The sequence below is a fragment of the Acrocarpospora pleiomorpha genome, from assembly GCF_009687885.1.
Classification (GTDB): domain Bacteria; phylum Actinomycetota; class Actinomycetes; order Streptosporangiales; family Streptosporangiaceae; genus Acrocarpospora; species Acrocarpospora pleiomorpha.
In genome coordinates this window covers 172,435-191,638 of the sequence record NZ_BLAF01000007.1, presented here as the reverse complement: position 1 = coordinate 191,638, position 19,204 = coordinate 172,435, and the positions used below count along the sequence as shown (strand labels likewise).

The following is a 19,204-nucleotide window of genomic DNA, read 5'->3' as shown; positions in this document are numbered from 1 at the left end:
CAAACCTCATGCTGATGCGCAAACTCACCACGCTGGCCGTCCTGCTCACCCTCCCGCTCATCGCCTGCTCCGCGAACACCACCGGCACCGTCACCACGTCGACGACCGGGAGCACCCCGCCGGGCAAGGACTCGGCCGCCGTCGGGTTCATCTTCGTCGGGCCCAAGGACGACTTCGGCTACAACCAGGCCGCCTACCAGGGCAGCCAGGAGGTGGCCAAGGCGTTCCCCAACCTGGAGGTGATCACCGCGGAGAACGTGCCCGAGGACGACAACGCCGCCCGGGTGATGAACTCGATGATCGCCAAGGGCGCCAAAATCATCTTCGCCACCTCGTACGGGCACCTGGACGCCGCGATGAAGGTCGCCGCCGAGCACCCCGACGTCGCCGTCGTGCAGCAGGGCAACCTCATCACCGCGGCGGTCCCGCCGAACGCGGGCACCTTCTTCGGCACCGTGTACGAGCCGGTGTACCTGGCCGGGATCGCCGCCGGGAAGGCCACCAAGACCGGCAAGCTCGGGTACGTCTACGCCTTCCCGATCACCCAGACCATCGACAACATCAACGCCTTCGAACTCGGCGCCCAGTCGGTCAACCCGGACGCGCAGACGTTCACCGTCAGCACCTCGTCCTGGTGTGACCCGGGCAAGCAGGCCGAAGCCGCCGCGAACCTCCTCAAGCAGGGCGTCGACGTCATCACCCAGCACCAGGACTGCACCGCCACCGTGATCAAGGCCACCGAGGCGGCCGGCAAGTTCACGGTCGGCTACCACGCCGACGCCTCCGCGATCGCGCCCAAGGGCTGGCTGACCGGCTCGCAGTGGAACTGGGGCCCGCTCTACACCGACATCGTGAAGACCGCCCTCGGCGGGGGCTTCACCGGGTCGAAGTACAACGACAACTTCCGGGTCGGTTACCGCACCGGCGAGAACCCCTTCGTCCAGTCGCCGTACGGCCCGCTCGTGGACGACGCCACCAAGGCCGAGATCGACAAGGCCCGCGAGCTGCTGAAGACGAGCTCCCCGTTCGCCGGTCCGATCAAGGACCAGGAGGGCAAGGTACGCATCCCCGAGGGCACGGTGCCCGACTACACCACCATCGAGAAGATCGACTACTTCGTGGCCGGCGTGGTCGGCTCGCTGCCGAAGTCATGACGACCGTCCCTGGTACGACTCCCTACCCCTGGCCCTGGCACGGCCGTTTCGATCCGGTACGGCTGGCGCTGCTGGCGGTGGCCTGCCCGCATCCGGCCGACCGGGGTCAGGTGGTCGACCCCGGTCACCCGGTCGAGGTCCTGGCCGGCCAGGTGCGGGGGGCGGGCGGGCTGATCATCTCGGTGCGGGTCCGCCCGCCCGGCTGGCCGCCCGCCCCGCCCGCCGAGGCGCCGCCGCGCCGGCCCGACCAGGTTGTGCACGCGGCGGGCTGGGACGGCTTCCACGGCAGCGACCTGGACTCCGTGCTCCGGGCGGCGGGGCGTGACCTGCTGCTGCTCGCGGGCTGCTGCCTGGAGCTCGGCGTGCACTCGACCATGCGGGCCGCCAACGACCGCGGCTACGAGTGCCTGCTGGTCGAGGACGCATGCGGCTCCGCCGCCCCGGACCTGCGCCAGGGCGCCCTGTCCACGATCGAGATGTCCGGCGGCATCTTCGGCGCCGTCGGCTCCCGCTCGGCCGTCGCCACTCTGATGGAGCGATCATGAAATATCAGGCTATAGACGCTGAGCCGTACGCGTGGCCCTTCGACGGGCAGCTCGACTCCGCCACCACGGCGGTGATCTGCATCGACTGGCAGGTCGACTTCTGCGGGCCCGGTGGATACGTCGACATGATGGGTTACGACCTGTCGCTCACCCGGGCGGGCCTGGAGCCCACGGCGGCCGTGCTGGCGGCGGCCAGGGAACACGGGCTGCTGGTGATCCACACCCGGGAGGGGCACCGCCCCGACCTGTCCGACTGCCCGCCCAACAAGCTGTGGCGCTCGCGGCGGATCGGCGCGGGCATCGGCGACGCGGGCCCGTGCGGGCGGATCCTGGTCCGGGGCCAGCCCGGCTGGGAGATCGTCCCCGAGGTGGCGCCACGCGAGGGCGAGCCGATCATCGACAAACCCGGCAAGGGCGCGTTCTACGCCACCGACCTGGACCTGCTGCTGCGCACGCGCGGGATCACCCACCTGATCCTGACCGGGATCACCACCGACGTGTGCGTGCACACCACCATGCGGGAGGCCAACGACCGGGGCTACGAATGCCTGCTGCTGACCGACTGCACCGGCGCCACCGACAAGGGCAACTACGAGGCCGCCCTGAAGATGGTCACCATGCAGGGCGGCGTGTTCGGCGCCATCGCCCCGTCCTCCGCGCTCCTGCGTACGCTCGGATGACGGTCGGCAGCCTGCAGCTCGGGGCGCTCGCGCGCGGCTACGCGGCGGGGGAGTTCACCCCCGCCGACGTGGTCGGGGAGGTCTACCGGCGGATCCGCGCGCGCGGCGACGACGGCGTGTGGATCACTCTGCGCCCGATCGAGGACGTGCTCGCCGAGATTCGCCCCGGTCCCCTCTCCGGCGTGCCGTTCGCGGTCAAGGACAACATCGACGTCGCCGGGATGCCCACGACCGCCGCCTGCCCCGCCTTCGCCTACGTCCCGGATCGTACGGCTCCGCTGGTCGAACGCCTGCTAGCGGCGGGCGCGCTGCTGATCGGCAAGACCAACCTGGACCAGTTCGCCACCGGGCTGTCGGGCACGCGCAGCCCGTACGGCGCGTGCGAGTCGCCGCTCGTGCCGGGGCTCATCTCCGGGGGCTCCAGCTCGGGTTCGGCGGTGGCGGTCAGCGCGGGACTGGTCAGCTTCGCGATCGGCACCGACACCGCCGGCTCCGGCCGGGTGCCCGCCGCGCTCACCGGCGTCGTCGGGCTGAAGCCCTCCCGCGGCCTGGTGCCCACCACCGGCCTGGTCCCCGCCTGCGCCTCCCTCGACTGCGCCAGCGTTTTCGCGCTGTCCGCCCCTGATGCCGCCACCGCCGTCGGCATCATGTCCGATTCCGGGTTCGCCGTGGCCGGGGCGGCGGAACACGTTCGGCGAGAGGGCGCCGGGGGATCGCCGGCGGCGGGACAGGCCCGGCGGAACGCCCCCGTGGAGGGGAACGGGGGACTGCGGGTGGGCGTGCCGGAACTCCCCGAGTTCTTCGGGGACGAGGCGGCGCGGGCGGGATTCGGCGAAGCGGTGGCCTCGTTGGCCGCGCTCCGGCACGAGATCGTCGCCGTCGACTTCGCGCCGTTCCTCGCGGCGGGACGCCTGCTTTACGAGGGACCCTGGCTGGCGGAACGGCTCGCCGGGATCGGGGACTTCGTGGCCGGGCATCCCGATGACGTTCATCCGGTCACCCGTGACGTGCTGGCCCGAGGCTGGGACATCACCGGAGCCGACGTCTTCCGCGGCCTGCGGCGGCTCGCCGAGCTGCACGCCGAGACGGCCGCCACCTGGGCGGACATCGACGTGCTCGCGGTTCCGTCCGTGCCGACCACGTTCACCCTCGCCGAGATGGCCGCCGACCCGATCCGGCGCAACTCGGCGCTCGGCCACTACAGCACGTTCGCCAATCTGCTGGATCTGGCGGCGATAGCCGTACCGGCCGGAATGACCGCCACCGGCAGGCCGCACGGGCTCACCCTGCTGGGCCCTTCCGGCTCCGACGCCCTGCTCGCCGATCTGGCCCGCGCCTTCCACCACGCCACCGGCGGGATGACCGGCGCCACCCGGGACCCCCTGGAAGACACGACGCCGCCGCGGATGCGGGAGGCAGCCACCTTGGCGGTCGTCGGGGCCCACCGGACCGGGCAGCCGCTACACCCCCAGCTCGCCGCCCTGGGCGCACGCCGGCAGGGCCTGGCCGGCACCGCTCCCCTCTACCGGCTCTTCGACCTCGGCGACCGCCCCGGCATGACGCGCATGCTCGGCGGCGAATCCATCGAAGTGGAACTCCACCACCTCACCCCCGAAGCCCTCGGCCGCCTCCTCGTCCAGATCCCGGCCCCCCTCGGCCTCGGCACGATCGAACTCCTCGACGGCAGCCAGGTGTACGGCTTCCTCTGCGAGTCCTACGCCGCCGCCGACGCCAAGGACATCACCGAGTTCGGCAGCTGGCCCGCGTACCTGGACAGCCGGGGAAGCGCGTGACGCGGGTGACGCGCGGTGCCGAGCCTGCCCCCTGAGGCTCGCCACCGCGCGTCACCCGCGAGCACGCCTTGGCGAGCCTGCCCTCCTGAGGCTCGCCACCGCGTCACCCGCGAGATCACGCCTTGGCGAGCGCTTCCCGGAGCTCACTCGCCGTGAGCCGGGGGCCGTAGGCGGGCTTGTCACGCTGGAAGCGCCACCCCTCCGCGAGCGCCCCCGCGTCGACCGCGTCGAAGCCGAACTCATCGAGCAGCTCCGCCACGACGCGCTTCGCGTCCAGATCGTCGCCCGCGATCGGCAACGCCCTGCGCGCGGGATCACCCGCGGGAAGACCGTGCTCACCCAGGTCGACGTAGTAGATGGTGTTGAACGCCTTGACCACGCGAGCCGTCCCCAGGTGATCGGCGAGCGCCCCGCTGTCGGTCTGACGGCCCTCGTCGATATCCGGGTAACGGCCGTCACGCTCGTGGTAGTAGTTGTTGGTGTCGATGACGATCTTCCCCGCCAGCGGCTCGACCGGCACCTTCGTGTGAACCCCGAACGGGACGCTCACAACCACGATGTCCCCGGCCCTCCCCGCCTCCTCCGCAGTGGCCGCCCGCGCATTCGGACCGAGCTCGGCCACCAGGTCAGCGAGCGTCTCCGGCCCGCGAGAGTTACTCAGCACCACCGAGTGCCCAGCGTTCACCGCCAGCCGCGCCACGGTCCCGCCGATGTTTCCACTGCCAATGAATCCAATGACCATGCCCGCTGCAACACCCACACTCCCCGAATCGATTCCACCCGGTCACGGGGGGGCTTATTGGCGCCGGGCCGGATCGCAGAGGCGGGCCATGGCACGGCTCAGCTGCTGCGGGGTGAGCGGAGCCTCCGGGATCGGGTGGGCGCGGTCGGCACGGTAGGCGTCGATCAGCAGGTGCAGGTGGCGCCGCCACGCGTGGGGGGCGATGCCGCTGGTGGCCTCCATGATCCGGCTCTGCGACCAGATCAGCAGGTGCAGGTCCTCGGGGGTGAGATCGGGGCGGATGACCTTCTCCCGCTGCCCGCGCTGGAGGAGCTGTGTCCCCAGGTCGCGTACGCGGTCCTGCATGCAGGTGACGCCGTCGATCGCGTACGGACCGGCGGAGGTGAGGTCGTTGAAGCCGCGGTCGTCCGCCTGCAGCTCACACAACCTCTCCAGCAGCATGCAGAACGCGGCCCAGGTGTCCTTCATGGCGAGCGCCTGTTCCGCGGCGGCGACAGAGGCCTGGAGTTTCTCGGAGAAGATCGCGCTGACCAGGTGCCCCCGGGTCGGGAAATGCCGATAAAGCGTGCCGATGGCGACCCCGGCTCTCTTGGCCACCTGCTCCAGGGAGGCTTCCAGCCCATGCTCGGCGAACGCTTCGCGCGCCGCGGCCACCAGCGCGTCGTAGTTGCGCTGGGCGTCACGCCGAAGGCGCGGGGGAGAGCCGGATGCCATGCGCGTAGCCTATCAACCTGAGGGGGTCCTCATATTGTGCTAACCTGAGGACCCCCTCATATTTGGAGGCGATGCCATGAACGACAAGACGGGTCAGGCCGCGCGCGACATGCGGGGCAAGACCGTGGTGATAACGGGTGCCAGCGCCGGCGTCGGCGCCGCCGCAGCCCGCGGACTGGCCGCGCTCGGCGCGACCGTCGCCGTGGTCGGCCGCTCACCGGAGAAAACGAACGCGGTCGCCCGCGCGATCGGCGCCGATCCGCACCTCGCCGACTTCAGCCGCCTGTCGGATGTACGAGCACTCGCGGACACCCTGCTCGACCGCTACCCCACCATCGACGTGCTGGCCAACAACGCCGGAGGCCAGTTCGCCCGGCGGACCATCACCGAGGACGGCCACGAGATGACCTTCCAGGTCAACTACCTGGCCCCGTTCCTGCTCACCCACCTGCTCCTGGACCGCCTGGCCGCCGCCAAGGACGCCCGGGTGATCTCGACAAGCAGCCAGGCGCACAGCCTGGGCCGCGTCGACCTCGACGACCTCGACAGCACCCGCGGCTACCGCCCTTTCCGCGTCTACGGCACGACAAAGCTGGAGAACATCCTCTTCACCCGCGAACTGGCCCGCCGAACCCAGGGCACCGGCATCACCGCGACCGCCTTCCACCCCGGAGCCGTCGCCAGCGACTTCTTCCGCGACAAGGCCATCCTGCGCCGGATCATGCGCTCACCCCTGGGCAGGGCCATCGCTCTCCCACCCGAGAAGGCCGCCGAACCACTCCTATACCTGGCCACAATGGAAGACCCCCAGCCGGTCAACGGCTCCTACTTCAACCTCCTCAAGCGCCGAGAGCCCAAATACCGCCAGTCCGGCGACCCTGAACTCGCCCACCACCTGTGGGACCGCTCCGCCACAATGCTCGGCCTCACCACCGCCGAACACCTGAACGGCTGACACGCCAACGGGGCAAGAGGGACAGTCACGTGATGGATGTGGGGCAGAATTGGCGCTCGTGGCTTCCCCCTCCTGGTGTCTGCCGTGGGCAGCGAACACCCACCCCATTCCGCGTGACGGCCGACGACACTGTGGGGTTCTGGAACGAGTGCTGCGCCGTCAGTGGGTACCGAGCGGCGACTTGCTACCTGCGGCTGAGCTCATCCACATGGTGGACGATCTGGCCAGTCTTCCCGTTCATATCGCCACCCGGCTGGCGGAGGAACTCGACGCGATCTGGCTGGGGCCGGGCGCGGTCCCCGATCTTGATGATCTCGGCCATCTGCGCGGCCAGGCCATTCCGTCGGGAGTCGCGCTCTGGGATGTCGTGCCGGGGATGTGCACGGGCCGGATCATCGCCATCGGCACCAGCGCGCATGTGTCGGCCAGCCTCGTTCTCCACGAGGTCGGGCACGCTTTGGACGTATGGGATGGAATGTCGTCTTCAGCGGAATGGACCACTGTCATGAAGATGATCAGCCCACACATTCAGCACCCGCGATATCTCGACACGGTGGAGTGGTTCGCCGAAGCCTACGCCCTGTGTGCCTCCGGGCAGGCTGGCCGCCTTCTGCGAATGCTCGATGGTCAGGAGAATCTCGCGGCGGTAGTCTGGGGATACTTCCGTCGACACTATGGCGTATAGAGGGAGGGCGAACAGCATGTGGACCACTGTCCGTAGGAATGATGGCACCCTTCTGGCGCCTTTCCACGTTGAGACTCCCGACGGCGGGCACGCGGATGGTGTGATCGAGCTCCGGCCCGGTGACCCTGGCTACGAGGAGCATGCGGCCCTCGCAATCAACGAAGAGGAGCTGCAGGGCGACCCGGAACAGGATGCCCTGCTCATCGCCAGGTGGTCAGCTCTCTACGACGCCAATTCCCGCAAGACCGCCTAAGGGCGGGCGCATGAACTTGGGTTACACTCCTTCCGCGACATCACCGGCACCGGCCGACTGATCAGCTGGTGCCGTGACGCGAATGGCTCTGCCGACGGCGGGCTCATCCGGTGAGCCAGCCGGTGAGCGCGGGCCCGGGTCGGGCGGTCAGCAGCAGCCGGCCGCCGTGGTGGTGGCGGTGGTGGTGACCGGGTTTCCGGCCGGGGTGCAGCAGGTGGTGTTCTCGGTCTTGGCCAGCGTGCGGAGTGGGCCAGTCGACCGTCTCCCACCACCTGAAGATCCTTGCCGAAGTGCGGTTTGTCCTGGTCGAGCGTCGGGGCACCTCCGCCTTCTACCGGATCAACGAGGCGTGTGTGAGCTGCTTCCCGACCGCTGCCGACGTGGTGATGGGCAACCCGGTCCCCGCCGCTCCGGTCTGTGAATGAGCTCCGGTCCGTGAATGAAAGGAGGGCCTCGCGATGGCTGATGACAAGGTGGTCGCCCGCTACTCCGGGCTGGCCCGGGCCGCGATGCTCGGCCGGATGATCGTCGACTGCGATGCGGGGGAGTTCGAGCAGGGCTGCTTCGGCGCGGCTGGCTACGAGGACACCGCGGACCTGCCGGAGGGTGCCGTGCGCGCCAGCCTCGGGTGCGGCGACCCGGTGGCCGTCGCCGAGCTGCGCGAGGGGGAGAGCGTCCTCGATCTGGGCTCCGGAGGCGGGATCGATGTGCTGCTGTCGGCTCGCCGGGTCGGCCCGTACGGCAAGGTCTACGGCCTGGACGCCAGTCCCGACATGCTCGCCCTCGCCCGCGCCAACGCCGCCCAGGCCGGCGTGACGAACGTCGAGTTCCTCCACGGTGGCATCGAGGCCATCCCCCTGCCCGGCCAGGCGGTGGACGCGGTCATCTCCAACTGCGTGATCAACCTGTCCGACGACAAGCCCGCCGTGCTGGCCGAGGCCTTCCGGGTGCTGCGCCCCGGCGGCCGGTTCGGAGTCAGCGACGTGGTCACCGACGGAGCCGTCGATCCCGTCCGGCGAGCGGCGGCCGAACAGCGCGTCGGCTGCGTCGCCGGTGCTCTTGAGGTCGAGCGGTACAGGGCCCTGCTGCGGCAGGCAGGGTTCGTCGATATCCGGATCCGCCTGACCGCCGACCACGGCGATGGGGTGCATTCGGCGATCGTGCAGGCGGCCAAGCCCGCCATCGGTCCCGGGCTGGAGATCCGTCCGATGCGGGATGCGGACGCACGGAATCTGGCGTGATGTGCTGATGGTGGAACGCCGTAGTTCGATCATCGGACGTTGAGCAGGTCGGGCATCGCACGCACGACCACCAGGATCCGGGTGAGACTGGCCGCTGCGGCGCATGCCATCAGCCAAGAGGGCACCCCCGCCAAGGCGTCCACCGGCCAGGCCAGGCTCAGCATGGCGAGATCGAGCACCGCCAGCCCGGTGGCACCGGCCAGGGCACCGCGGCGGGCGGCCCGGTAGCGATGCCGAGTCCGTACGGCCGTGAGCAGCGCCAGTATCACGCCGCCGAGCAGCAGACCGGCCGTCAGGCGTGCGGGGAAGGGCACCTCCCCGACCGCAGGCGACGCGTTCATCAGTACGGTGGCCCAGCACGCCCCGACGACAGGGCCGGCGGCCATCAGGAACCGCGCCGTGCCGCGCCCGGGGGCGGCGGCCACGAACGCGGCGCTGATGATGTCGGCGTCGCCGAACTCGGCCAAGGCGGCCCGGGCCGCAGCCTCCGGATCCCGGTATCGGGCCAGGGCACTGTGGTAGGTCTCGTCCAGGCCGTCGGCCAGTTCCTCCACCACCATGGGTGGAAGCCGTCGGGCGAGGATCGCCAGCTCGCGGTCGATCAGCTCGTGACCGGCCACGGCGTGCTCCGCAGGGCCGAGGTGATGACCTCGGCGAATTCGCGCCAGTTCGCCCGGGCCTGGGTCAGCGCCGTACGCCCCTGCGGGGTCAGCTGGTAGGTGCGACGGCGACGGCCGTCTACGACCGACCAGCTGCCGTTGATCAATCCTGCCTGCTCCAGACGGTGCAGGGCGGGGTAAACGGTTCCGGTGGGCAGGTCCAGACGGCCGGCGGTGGACTGGTACAGCGCTTCTTTGACCGCGTACCCGTGGCGGGGTCCGTCCTCCAGCGTCGCCAGCAGCAACCCGTCCAAGTGCCCCTTCAATGCTTCGGCCCGCATAGGTAGTAATGCTATACCAGTCTTGGGGAGAGATGCGTAGGATTGCTACATGTAGCAATTCAACTTATGTAGGTCTTCATGAACATACTCGGTCTACCTGTTCCCGATGTCGGCCCCGCGTTCCTCGCTGCGCTGGCTGTACACGTCGTGGCCGGGCTCACGTGCGTTCTCGCCGGAGCCACCGCAGCCTTCTCACGCAAGGGCGGACGCACGCATATCCGGTACGGCCGGATATATCTGTGGGGACTGGGGGCGCTGTTCGTCTCTATGACCGTGATGTCGGCCATCCGGTGGCGCGAGAACGCCCCGCTGTTCGCCCTCGGCTGCGCCGCCATGACCGCCGCGCTGACGGGCTATCTCAATCGCAGAAACCGCCCGGCGCTGCACATCGCCGGGATGGGGCTGTCCTATGTGGCCTTACTCACCGGTTTCTACGTGGACAACGGCCCTCACCTGCCGTTATGGAACCGGCTGCCACCCCTGGCGCTATGGCTGCTCCCCGCTCTCATCGGCGCGCCGATCATCATCCGCGCCATCCGGCTGGGCTTGTCGGACATGCGTCGCATCTCTCCCAACTCTGGTATTGATGGTAATCGAATTCGATAGCCGTCAATTCCCGGGAGGGCGAAGCCTTGAATGCCGTGGAGCCGCTGAGTGTGCTGGACTGCTGTGTCCCACTGGCCCGCCAGCCTCTGGTGCCTGGCCAGGCTGCCGAACTGGCCCGGGTGTTCAAGGCGCTCGGCGATCCGGCCCGGCTGCGGATCCTGTCCCTGGTGGCCAGCCACGAGGGCGGCGAGGCCTGCGTGTGCGACCTGACGGCGGGTTTCGAGCTGTCGCAGCCCACCATCAGCCATCACCTGAAAGTGCTCAAAGAGGTCGGCCTGCTGGTAAGCGAGCGCCGCGCCTCCTGGGTCTACTACCGCGTCGTCCCCGAACGGCTCGCCGAACTGTCGTCCCTGCTCCAGCCCCCCGCCTCCGTTCCGTCTCCCGCTCCCCGTTCAACCCCCTGTTCAAGGTGAGGTCATGACCCCCCTGTCGCGTCGCCTCCTGGCCGAATTCCTCGGCACCGCCCTGCTGGTCACCGTCGTGGTCGGCTCGGGCATCATGGCCCAGACCCTCTCGCCCGGCGACGTCGGTCTGCAGCTGCTGCAGAACTCCACCGCCACCGTCTTCGGCCTGGCCGTGCTCATCCTCGCCCTCGGCCCGGTCTCCGGCGCGCACTTCAACCCGGTCGTCTCCCTGGCCGACTGGTGGCAAGGACGGCAGAGCGGGGTGGGGCTGACGCTGGGTGAGGTCGGCGCCTACGCGGTGAGCCAGATCCTGGGTGGGATCGGCGGAGCCATCCTGGCTAACGCGATGTTCGGCAAGGCCCCGCTCGCCTGGTCCACCACCGAGCGGGCCGCCCCGCACCTGTGGCTGGGTGAAGTGGTGGCCACCGCGGGCCTGCTGCTGGTGATCTTCTGCCTGGTCCGCACCGGCCGGACCGCGGTCGCCCCGGCGGCGGTGGCCGCCTACATCGGCGCGGCCTATTGGTTCACCTCCTCCACCAGCTTCGCCAATCCGGCGGTGACGATCGGCCGTGCCTTCTCCGACACCTTCGCTGGGATCGCCCCCGCATCGGTTCCCGGTTTCGTGCTCGCGCAGCTGGTCGGCGGGGTGATCGGCTTGCTGCTGGTGGGAGGGCTGTATGCCCGTCCCGGTGCCGATGAGCCAGAACCGGTCACGGGAGATTCGCTCATAGGAGATTCCGCGGCCGGTCGCTGATCCGTTCACCTGCCCGCCACCAGACCTTCGCTTGCCCTGGGCGGATTCAGTCAGTAAGAATTGAGTCAATGAATGCTGACTGGCCTGAGACGGTGGTGGGGCGGGCCCGGGTGCACGCCGCGCTCGGCGATCCCGCGCGGTTGTCGATCGTGGACCGGCTCGCCCTCGGCGACGCCTCGCCGGGTGAGCTCGGCCGCCAGCTGGGCCTGCCCACCAACCTGTTCGCCCACCACGTGAAGATCCTGCAGGAGGCGGGCGTGGTCGAACGGCGGCGCTCGGAGGGCGACCGGCGCCGTACCTACCTGCGGCTGGCGCCGGGCAGCATGGACGGGCTGCTGCCCGCCCCGCTGCGGCAGGCCCTGCGGGTGGTGTTCGTCTGCACCCACAACTCCGCCCGCTCCCAGCTCGCCGTCGCCCTGTGGGAACGACGCAGCGCGGTGCCCGCCACCTCGGCCGGAACGGCACCCGCCCAGCGGGTCAACCCGCACGCGGTCGAGGTGGCCCGCCGCCACGGCCTGAATCTGGAGGCGGCCCACACCATCCATCTCGATGAGGTGCTCCGCCCCGAGGACCTGGTCGTGGCCGTCTGCGACAGCGCCCACGAACAACTCGGCGGGCGTGAGCGCCTGCACTGGTCGGTTCCCGACCCAGTTCGCGTCGGCACCGACGCGGCTTTCGAGCACGCCTTCACCGACATCACCAGCCGGATCGACCGGCTGGCCCCCGCCATCCAGACCCCGACCGTCCCGATCTCGACCGTCCCGATCCCGCAGGAGTGAGCCATGCCCGAGACCTACCAGCGCGCCGACCTGACCGTCGACCAGCAGCACGCCCTGCTGACGGCCGCCCGCAATCTCGGCGAGCGGTTCGCCGGCACCTTCAGCACCGAGACCATCGAACGGTTCCTGCACACCAGCTACGACCAGTTCGCCGAGAAGGCGGCCATCCCCGCGTTCCTACCGCTGCTGGCCGAACGGTTCGCCCGCCAGCGCCTGACCGCCCTGGCCCGGGTGGAAGGCGCCGACGACGGCCGCCCGATCGTGCTGTTCCTGTGCGTGCACAACGCCGGACGCAGCCAGATGGCCATGGGCTTCTTCCAGCACCTGGCCGCCGACCATGCTGTGGCCTGGTCGGGCGGCTCGGAGTTCGCCAGCGAGATCAACTCCGCCGCCGTGGCGAGTATGGCCGAACGCGGGATCGACATCTCCGCCGAGTTCCCCAAGCCGTGGACCGAGGAGATCATCCGCGCCGCCGACGTGGTCGTCACGATGGGCTGCGGGGACGCCTGCCCGGTATATCCGGGCAAGCGCTACCTGGACTGGGAACTGGACGACCCAGCGGGCAAGAGCACCGAGGACGTGCGGCCGATCCGGGACGAGATCGAACGCCGCGTCCGCGCCCTGCTGGCCGAGCTCAAGGTCCCGGTCGCCTGAACTCTCCCACGACCTTCTCGCTCCCGGGCCGCATCGTGACCACCCCGCCGCAGCTTTCCTCCAATCAGCAGCTGAACCAGATCATCGATCAGCTTCTTGTCCAATTCGCCGGTCGTTTCGGCGCCGAGACGATCAGACGGCACGTGCACGAGTCCTATCTCGCCCTCCACCGTGAGGCCACGGTCATGACACATCTGTATGTGCTGACCCAGCGTTTCGTCACGGAGCGGCTCACCGCTTTGGCCCAGGTAAATGGCTACATCCCCAAGGTGGAGGTGGAGGTGCTGTATGTGTGCGGCGGCAACGCCGGCCGCTCCCAGATGGCCGCCGCCCTCACCCGCAAGTACGGCGGCGACTGGCTGCACGTGCGCACGGCCGGCACCCGGCCCGCCGCCGGCATTCATCCCCCGGTGGTCACCGCGCTGGCCGAGGTCGGCCTGCTCCCCGCGATGGAGTTCCCCAAGCCGCTGACCGACGAGTTCGTCCAAGCCGCCGACGTGGTCGTCACCATGGGCTGCGGGGACGCCTGCGCGATCCACCCGGGCCGCCGCTACCTGGACTGGGAACTGGAAGACCCCTGCGGGCAGAGCCTGGCCGGGGTCCGGCGGATCCGCGACGCCATCGACGAGCGGGTCCGCCTCCTGGTCGCCGAATTGCAGCAGCCGGTTCCCCTGTGACCACCCCATCCTTAACCCCCTTGTGATCCCCTGTAGCCCAATCTAAAGATCCAGCAGAGAGGCGTCTGGCGTGAATGGCAAGCCCAGTGTTCTGTTCGTCTGCGTGCACAACGCCGGGCGCTCGCAAATGGCCGCCGGATGGCTCACCCATCTCGCCGGTGACCGCATCGAGGTCCGCTCGGCCGGTTCGGCCCCGGCTGAGCACATCAACCCGGTCGCCGTCCAGGCCATGCGTGAGGTCGGCATCGACATCACCGCCGGGCAGCCCAAGATCCTCACGGTGGAAGCGGTGGAGAACTCCGACGTGGTGGTCACCATGGGCTGCGGGGACGTCTGCCCGGTTTTCCCCGGTACGCGCTACGAGGACTGGAAGCTTGAAGACCCCGCCGGTCAGGGCATCGACGCGGTCCGGCCGATCCGTGAGGAGATCCGGGTTCGCGTCGAGAAGCTGATCAAGGAGCTGACCTGACACTTAGCGGCATGCGGCTGCTGATCACCAGGGGGGCGGCCCGAAGCCGCCGCCGTGGGGTCATAGCCCGGCAGCGGCATGCCGGGCTATCTTCACCGCGGAGAACAGCAGCATGGCCGCGAGAATGGGGATGAGGATCCCGGCCGCGCGGCCCGCTCACGCGGTGACAAGCTTGGCCGCGGAGGTGGGGGTGGGGGATTGCTGGTGCGGGGTGAACAGGTCGCCGAGGCGGTTCACCACCTCGGGGATGATCCAGTAGTAGACCCAGGTGCCGCGGCGCTGGCTGCCGATCAGCCCGGCGGTGCGCAGCACCTTCAGGTGATGGGAGATGGTGGGGGCGGTCAGGTCGAAGGCGTCGGTCAGATCGCACACGCACGCCTCGCCGCCGGGGTGTGAGCCGATCATGGACAGCAGGCGCAGCCGGACGGGGTCGGCGACCGCCTTCAGCAGCACCGCCAGCTCGGCGGCCTCGCCTTCCGACAGCGGCTGGCGGGCGATCGGCGCACAGCACTGATCGGTCATCCAGCGCCTCCTTACCTCACCCTTTGGTTCGATATCGGTCTAAGAACTATACGCGGTGGTAGGCCAGCAGCGCGCCCGCCGCCAGCGCGCACGCGGCCGCCACCGTGCCCATGACCCACCCGTATCCCGTGGTCTGCGCCAGCGCCACCGCGCCCAGCGGGGCCAGCGCCTTGTCGGCGACGGAGAAGACGGCGATCCGGCCCGACAAGGTGGCGTAGGCGGCGGTGCCGTACCGGTCGACCAGCAGGTGGGGCAGGGTGATGGAGGCGATGCCGAAGCCGAGCCCGAACAGCAGGACGCAGCCGACGGCCCCGGGCACCGTCCGTCCCAGCAGCGGCAGGAGCAGGACGGCGATGCCCTGGAGGGCGAAGATCGCGGCCGCGATGAGGGCGGCGGGCAGGCGGCGTTGCAGACCGGTGGTGAGCAGCCGCCCGGTCACCGACAGCACACCCAGAAGGCCCGCCAGGGCGGCGGCCAGGACAGGAGTGTGGCCGAGGTGGATCAGGTAGGTGATGAGCAGGACCGACATCACGGCCACCGCGCCGCCGTTGGCGGTGAAGGCGATCACCAGCAGCCAGAACGGCCGTGTCCGGGTGGCGGCCTTGACGATCCCGTCCCGCTCGTGCCGGGGTCTGGGGTGGGTACGGCGGCGCAGCACGAGCGCGTGCAGGGGGATGGCGGTGAGGCCGTAGGTCAGGGCCAGGATGACCAGGGCCTGCCGCCAGCCGTACCACTCGACCAGCAGGCCGGTCAGCGGCAGGAAGATCGCCGAGGCGAAACCCGCGACGATCGTGATCGCGAGCAGGGCGTTGGGGCGGCTCTTGTCGTCGAACCAGCTGACGATGACGGCGAAAGCGGACTCATACAGCACCATCGCGCAGGCGACGCCGATGACGGCCGACACCGCATACAGCTGGAACAGGTTCTCGACCCGCGACCACGCCAGCACGGCGGTCGCGCCCAGGATCGACCCGGCCGTCATCAGGCCCCGGCCGCCGCGGGCGTCCAGCCATCGGCCCGCCAGCGGGGCGCACAGAGCGGCGATCAGGATCGAGATCGTCAGGCCGGCGGCGACCTGCGCGCCGGTGGCGCGCAGGTCGCGGGTCATCGGGGTGAGGAAGACGGAGAAGGCGTAGTAGAGCACTCCGTACCCGATGGTCTGGGTGACGGCCAGGGCGGCCACCATCCGCCAGCCGTGCGTGGCCGCCACCGGTGGAGCAGCCGACTCGGCAGGCTCCCGGGATTCTCGGGGCTCTACGGTGCTGTTCACCGTGGGGTATCCGTCGGACATCTCAGCCGCAGCAACCGCCGCTGGCCGCCGCAGGGGTGGAGACCAGGGGCAGTGGGCTGGCGAGTAGGCCGCCGCTGATTCCGGTGGCCAGGCCGACGCGCCGCTCCTGGGCCTCGGCCAGGGATGAGGAGCAGACGCCGGTCTCGGGCAGGTCGAGCTGGACGTCGCGGGCCGCCTCCCAATCATCGGCGAGGGCGGCCACGATCGAGCGGACCTGCTCGTAGCCGGTGGCCATCAGGAAGGTCGGGGCGCGGCCGTAACTCTTGACGCCGACGGCGTAGTAGCCGGGCTCGGGGTGGGTGAGTTCGTCGACGCCGTGGGCGGGGACGGTGCCGCAGGAATGGGTGTTGGGGTCGATCAGGGGGGCGAGTTGCCGGGTGGATCCGAGGATCGGGTCGAGGTCGAGGCGCAGCTCTGAGGCGATGGTGTGGTCGGGGCGGTAGCCGGTGGCGGACACGATCCGGTCGACGGTGATCGCCTGTTCGTGGCCGGACGGGTCCCGGCTGATCACCTCGATGCCGTCGGCCGTGTGCCGGAGGCGGTGGGTGTAGAAGCCGGTCAGCAGGGTGATGCGGCCGGACTCCACGTCGGCGCGGAGCCGGGTGCCGAGCGCGCCCCGAGCCGGGAGCGCGTCGGCCTCGCCGCCGCCGTAGCTGTGGCTCGCGCCGCCCGCGCGGATCGCCCACGTGATGGGCGTGCCCTCAAGCTCGGCCAGGGCGAGCAAGGTGGTGGCGGCCGAATGACCCGCGCCGACGACGAGCACGTGGCGGCCCTCGTACCGGTCGCGGTCGATTCCGAGCACGTCGGGCAGGGCGTGGTCGACCAGGTCGCCGAACCGCACCTCGCCGTGGGCGGGCAGGCCGCTGGCGCCCAGCACGTTGGGGCTGGTGTAGGTGCCGGAGGCGTCGATGACCGCCCGGACCCGCAGCTCCTGGCCGTCGGCCAGGCGGACCAGGAACGGCGCGGCCGCACGCCCGGCGGTGCGGACCCGGTCGTAGCCAAGGCGGCTGATGGCGGTCACCTTCGCTCCCAGCCGGACCTTGTCGCCGAACAGCTTGGCCAGCGGAGCCAGGTAGTCCTCGATGAGCTCGGCTCCGGTGGGCAGCCAGGCGAGGTCGGGCGCGCTCCAGCCGTCGGCCTCCAGCAGGCGGCGGGCGGCGGCGTCGATGTCGTACCTCCACGGGCTGAACACCCGCACATGCCCCCACCGGGCGACCGAGGCGGCAACCCGATCTCCGGCCTCCAGTACCAGGAAGTCCAGGCCACGCTCGGCCAGATGGGCGGCGGCGGCCAGCCCCACCGGGCCCGCGCCGATCACCGCCACTGGCAATCCGTCCGGCAGTTGCACGCCTTGCGGCGTGTCCAACGGCGCGATCTGCGCGCGGGGCTGGAGCTCCGCGGGCGTGGGAGCGACAGTGGAGCCGCAGCATCCGCTCATGACTCATCCCTCTCGGGTTCCCTGGGGCTACGAGCCCCAGACGCTGATTTGAAGCTTGTCTAAGTAGTACGAGCAGCATGGCGACTGATTAGATAGATGTCAAATTAGAGGCGAGTTGAATCAGCGTTGCCGACCCGCAAGACTTCCGGCACGGAGTATCCAAGGCGGTCTTCAGCACGATCGACAGCCACACGCGGGGCCGGTTGATGCGGTGGATCCGCCGGAATACGCGGGCAAAGCCCGCTCCGCTCACCTCTGATGGGGGCTGACTCCCGTTACGGTCAGGCTGAGTAGCCGGTTTGCCTCAGCGGCGGGGTTCGGGTGGTGTTCCGTGGCTAGGGCGATGCCGGTGATCAGGGTGAGCAGGTCGGTGATGGTCACGCCCGGTGTCAGCGTGCCGTCGTTCGCGGCGCGGCGCACCAGTGGGGCGCCCGCCTCGGTGAGCTGCTCCGAGGCGCAGTGCTCGTGCGCCACGTCGGGGTCGGTCGCCCGGGTCAGCGCGATGGCCAGCCCTCGGATGGTTGCGGCGTCCGCGATGACGGCGCTCAGCCACTCCAGCAGCGCGGCCCGGGTGTCGGCCCTGCCGGTCAGGTCGCGGGCGTGGGCGCACAGGCTCTCGATACGTTCGCGGAAGACCGCCTCCAGTAGCGCGTGGCGGGTGGGGAAGTGCCGGCGGACGGTGGCCGATCCGACTCCCGCGGTGCGGGCGATCTGCTCCAGGGAGGCGTCGGCGCCGTACGTGGCGATCGCTTCCTCGGCCACGGCGAGCAGGCGTGCGTAGTTGCGCCGGGCGTCGGCGCGCTGGGCCTGCATGGCGTCACCTCACATTTGCTAAGTGGCGGGGTCCGCCGTATCTTATCGAAGCATAAACGGCGGGGTCCGCCGTTTAATGTATGCGCACCTCAGGAGGAGACTCATGTCCACTGATCCCGCACCCGTCCTGGTCATCGGCGCCACCGGGCAGCAGGGTGGCGCCACCACCCGTGCCCTGCTCGCGGCGGGTGTTTCCGTCCGGGCGCTGGTCCGCGACCCCGCGACAGACCGGGCCAAGGCCGTCGAAGCGCTCGGCGCCGAACTGGTCACCGGCGACCTCCACGACCGCGACTCCGTGGTCAGGGCCGCGCGAGGAGCCCGGGCCGTCTTCTCCCTCCAGATGCCCGAGATGAAGGGGGGCGCCTTCGACTTCGACGGCGAACTGACCCAGGCCGTCAACCTGATCGAAGGCGCGATGGCCGCGGACGTGCCGCAGTTCGTTCACTCGTCCGTCTCCGGCGCCGGGCAGCACACCGAGTTCCCCGGCTGGACCGAAGGCCGCTGGGCGCCCCTGGAGCCCTACTACGCCGCCAAGGCCGGGATCCAGGACCGTGTACGCGAGGCGGGCTTCACGCACTGGTCGCTCATCAAGCCGGGCTTCTTCATGGAGAACCTCCTGCCCTCCGTGGCATACCTGTTCCCCCGTGGCGTCGAGGGCGGCCTGGCGACTGTGCTGAAGCCCCAGACCCATCTCTCCCTCGTCGCGGTCGACGACATCGGCACGGCAGCCGCCGCGGCCATCGCCACACCGCTCCGGTTCGACGGGGTCGAGCTGGAACTGGCGAGCGACTACTTGACGATGACGGACATCGCCAAGATCCTCTCCCGCGCTCTGGGCACCGAGCTGACAGCGCCTGACATGACCGAGGAGGAGGCGATCGCCGCAGGAATGCCGACGTGGGCGGGTCTCTCGCACGAACTCATGAACGTGGCCGGGCAACCCGCCCGCCCCGAATACGCGCGGGCCCTCGGCATCCCGCTCACGACCTTCGAGGAGTGGGCGCACGAACACCTACAGGCCACAGCCTGACACTGCCTGGTGTTCACTCCTCGTCCGAGCCGATGGCGGGCCACGAACTCCACCGCCTCATCCGG

At 69.9% G+C, this 19,204-nt stretch carries 26 protein-coding genes; 18 read left to right on the top strand and 8 right to left on the bottom strand.

What is annotated here, in order from left to right:
* Positions 1–8 precede the first annotated feature (8 nt).
* From Aple_RS06735 to atzF, 4 genes are read left to right on the top strand one after another with little or no spacing between them, the layout of a single operon-like run.
* Positions 9–1,154, top strand: coding sequence for a BMP family ABC transporter substrate-binding protein (locus Aple_RS06735; protein WP_155343597.1), 1,146 nt, complete (start codon positions 9–11; stop codon positions 1,152–1,154).
* Positions 1,151–1,699 (top strand): isochorismatase family protein, encoded by a 549-nt coding sequence (locus Aple_RS06730; protein ID WP_155343596.1) that lies wholly within the window; start codon positions 1,151–1,153, stop codon positions 1,697–1,699. Before Aple_RS06735 ends, Aple_RS06730 begins: the two co-directional genes overlap by 4 nt.
* Positions 1,696–2,379 (top strand): biuret amidohydrolase, encoded by a 684-nt coding sequence (gene biuH, locus Aple_RS06725; protein WP_155343595.1) that lies wholly within the window; start codon positions 1,696–1,698, stop codon positions 2,377–2,379. The genes Aple_RS06730 and biuH overlap by 4 nt, the downstream gene beginning before the upstream one ends.
* Entirely contained in the window at positions 2,376–4,172 is a 1,797-nt protein-coding gene (gene atzF / locus Aple_RS06720) for an allophanate hydrolase (RefSeq protein WP_155343594.1), read from the top strand. The genes biuH and atzF overlap by 4 nt, the downstream gene beginning before the upstream one ends.
* Before the next feature lie 115 nt (positions 4,173–4,287).
* Here the strand turns inward: atzF and Aple_RS06715 are convergent, their stop codons facing one another.
* A complete protein-coding gene (locus Aple_RS06715; RefSeq protein ID WP_155343593.1) occupies positions 4,288–4,914 on the bottom strand; it encodes an NADPH-dependent F420 reductase in 627 nt (208 codons plus the stop codon).
* Positions 4,915–4,968: 54 nt separating this feature from the next.
* Complete coding sequence (locus Aple_RS06710) at positions 4,969–5,628, bottom strand: TetR/AcrR family transcriptional regulator (RefSeq protein WP_155343592.1); 660 nt, start codon at positions 5,626–5,628, stop codon at positions 4,969–4,971.
* 76 nt (positions 5,629–5,704) lie between these two features.
* Between Aple_RS06710 and Aple_RS06705 the strand changes: the two genes are divergently transcribed.
* From Aple_RS06705 to Aple_RS06685, 5 genes are all read left to right on the top strand, one after another.
* Positions 5,705–6,583: an SDR family NAD(P)-dependent oxidoreductase gene (locus Aple_RS06705; RefSeq protein WP_246264183.1), complete on the top strand. Its 879-nt coding sequence runs from the start codon at positions 5,705–5,707 to the stop codon at positions 6,581–6,583.
* A 208-nt stretch (positions 6,584–6,791) separates the two neighbouring features.
* Entirely contained in the window at positions 6,792–7,268 is a 477-nt protein-coding gene (locus tag Aple_RS06700) for an anthrax toxin lethal factor-related metalloendopeptidase (RefSeq protein WP_155343591.1), read from the top strand.
* A 16-nt stretch (positions 7,269–7,284) separates the two neighbouring features.
* Positions 7,285–7,521, top strand: coding sequence for a hypothetical protein (locus tag Aple_RS51880; RefSeq protein ID WP_170321317.1), 237 nt, complete (start codon positions 7,285–7,287; stop codon positions 7,519–7,521).
* A 245-nt stretch (positions 7,522–7,766) separates the two neighbouring features.
* Entirely contained in the window at positions 7,767–7,946 is a 180-nt protein-coding gene (locus Aple_RS55460; RefSeq protein WP_155343589.1) for an ArsR family transcriptional regulator, read from the top strand.
* Between the two features lie 33 nt (positions 7,947–7,979).
* Positions 7,980–8,762: a methyltransferase domain-containing protein gene (locus Aple_RS06685; protein ID WP_155343588.1), complete on the top strand. Its 783-nt coding sequence runs from the start codon at positions 7,980–7,982 to the stop codon at positions 8,760–8,762.
* Positions 8,763–8,791: 29 nt separating this feature from the next.
* On the opposite strand, the gene Aple_RS06680 is transcribed toward Aple_RS06685, so the two are convergent.
* Positions 8,792–9,382: a hypothetical protein gene (locus Aple_RS06680; protein ID WP_155343587.1), complete on the bottom strand. Its 591-nt coding sequence runs from the start codon at positions 9,380–9,382 to the stop codon at positions 8,792–8,794.
* The gene (locus Aple_RS06675; RefSeq protein WP_155343586.1) at positions 9,364–9,702 is read right to left on the bottom strand and encodes a PadR family transcriptional regulator; all 339 of its coding nucleotides are present in this window, start codon (positions 9,700–9,702) and stop codon (positions 9,364–9,366) included. The genes Aple_RS06680 and Aple_RS06675 overlap by 19 nt, the downstream gene beginning before the upstream one ends.
* Positions 9,703–9,849: 147 nt before the next feature.
* On the opposite strand from Aple_RS06675, the gene Aple_RS06670 reads away from it, so the two are divergent.
* From Aple_RS06670 to Aple_RS06640, 7 genes are all read left to right on the top strand, one after another.
* The gene (locus tag Aple_RS06670) at positions 9,850–10,308 is read left to right on the top strand and encodes a DUF2306 domain-containing protein (RefSeq protein WP_155343585.1); all 459 of its coding nucleotides are present in this window, start codon (positions 9,850–9,852) and stop codon (positions 10,306–10,308) included.
* 35 nt (positions 10,309–10,343) lie between these two features.
* Complete coding sequence (locus Aple_RS06665; protein ID WP_155343584.1) at positions 10,344–10,721, top strand: ArsR/SmtB family transcription factor; 378 nt, start codon at positions 10,344–10,346, stop codon at positions 10,719–10,721.
* Positions 10,722–10,725: 4 nt separating this feature from the next.
* Positions 10,726–11,466 carry an aquaporin gene (locus Aple_RS06660; RefSeq protein ID WP_155343583.1) on the top strand — a complete coding sequence of 247 codons (741 nt, stop codon included), beginning with the start codon at positions 10,726–10,728 and terminating at the stop codon, positions 11,464–11,466.
* A gap of 68 nt (positions 11,467–11,534) precedes the next feature.
* Positions 11,535–12,245, top strand: a complete 711-nt coding sequence (locus Aple_RS06655; protein WP_155343582.1) for an arsenate reductase/protein-tyrosine-phosphatase family protein — start codon at positions 11,535–11,537, stop codon at positions 12,243–12,245.
* Between the two features lie 3 nt (positions 12,246–12,248).
* Positions 12,249–12,899 (top strand): arsenate reductase ArsC, encoded by a 651-nt coding sequence (locus tag Aple_RS55995; protein WP_155343581.1) that lies wholly within the window; start codon positions 12,249–12,251, stop codon positions 12,897–12,899.
* A 35-nt stretch (positions 12,900–12,934) separates the two neighbouring features.
* On the top strand, positions 12,935–13,576 hold the full coding sequence (locus tag Aple_RS06645; RefSeq protein WP_246264182.1) for an arsenate-mycothiol transferase ArsC: 642 nt from the start codon (positions 12,935–12,937) through the stop codon (positions 13,574–13,576).
* Positions 13,577–13,646: 70 nt separating this feature from the next.
* A complete protein-coding gene (locus Aple_RS06640) occupies positions 13,647–14,045 on the top strand; it encodes an arsenate reductase ArsC (protein ID WP_155343580.1) in 399 nt (132 codons plus the stop codon).
* A gap of 156 nt (positions 14,046–14,201) precedes the next feature.
* Here Aple_RS06640 and Aple_RS06635 read toward each other — a convergent pair whose 3' ends face one another.
* The 3 genes from Aple_RS06635 to Aple_RS06625 are packed head-to-tail and all read right to left on the bottom strand — an operon-like array spanning position 14,202 to position 17,296.
* Complete coding sequence (locus tag Aple_RS06635; RefSeq protein WP_155343579.1) at positions 14,202–14,567, bottom strand: ArsR/SmtB family transcription factor; 366 nt, start codon at positions 14,565–14,567, stop codon at positions 14,202–14,204.
* A gap of 46 nt (positions 14,568–14,613) precedes the next feature.
* Positions 14,614–15,837: an MFS transporter gene (locus Aple_RS06630; RefSeq protein ID WP_246264180.1), complete on the bottom strand. Its 1,224-nt coding sequence runs from the start codon at positions 15,835–15,837 to the stop codon at positions 14,614–14,616.
* A 22-nt stretch (positions 15,838–15,859) separates the two neighbouring features.
* On the bottom strand, positions 15,860–17,296 hold the full coding sequence (locus Aple_RS06625; protein ID WP_174889796.1) for an FAD-dependent oxidoreductase: 1,437 nt from the start codon (positions 17,294–17,296) through the stop codon (positions 15,860–15,862).
* Between the two features lie 119 nt (positions 17,297–17,415).
* Here Aple_RS06625 and Aple_RS56200 point away from each other — a divergent pair, with 119 nt between their 5' ends.
* The gene (locus tag Aple_RS56200; protein WP_155343687.1) at positions 17,416–17,565 is read left to right on the top strand and encodes a group II intron maturase-specific domain-containing protein; all 150 of its coding nucleotides are present in this window, start codon (positions 17,416–17,418) and stop codon (positions 17,563–17,565) included.
* On the opposite strand, the gene Aple_RS06615 is transcribed toward Aple_RS56200, so the two are convergent.
* Positions 17,546–18,109, bottom strand: a complete 564-nt coding sequence (locus tag Aple_RS06615; protein WP_155343578.1) for a TetR/AcrR family transcriptional regulator — start codon at positions 18,107–18,109, stop codon at positions 17,546–17,548. The genes Aple_RS56200 and Aple_RS06615 overlap by 20 nt on opposite strands.
* A gap of 103 nt (positions 18,110–18,212) precedes the next feature.
* On the opposite strand from Aple_RS06615, the gene Aple_RS06610 reads away from it, so the two are divergent.
* A complete protein-coding gene (locus Aple_RS06610) occupies positions 18,213–19,139 on the top strand; it encodes an NmrA family NAD(P)-binding protein (protein ID WP_155343577.1) in 927 nt (308 codons plus the stop codon).
* Positions 19,140–19,204: the final 65 nt, after the last annotated feature.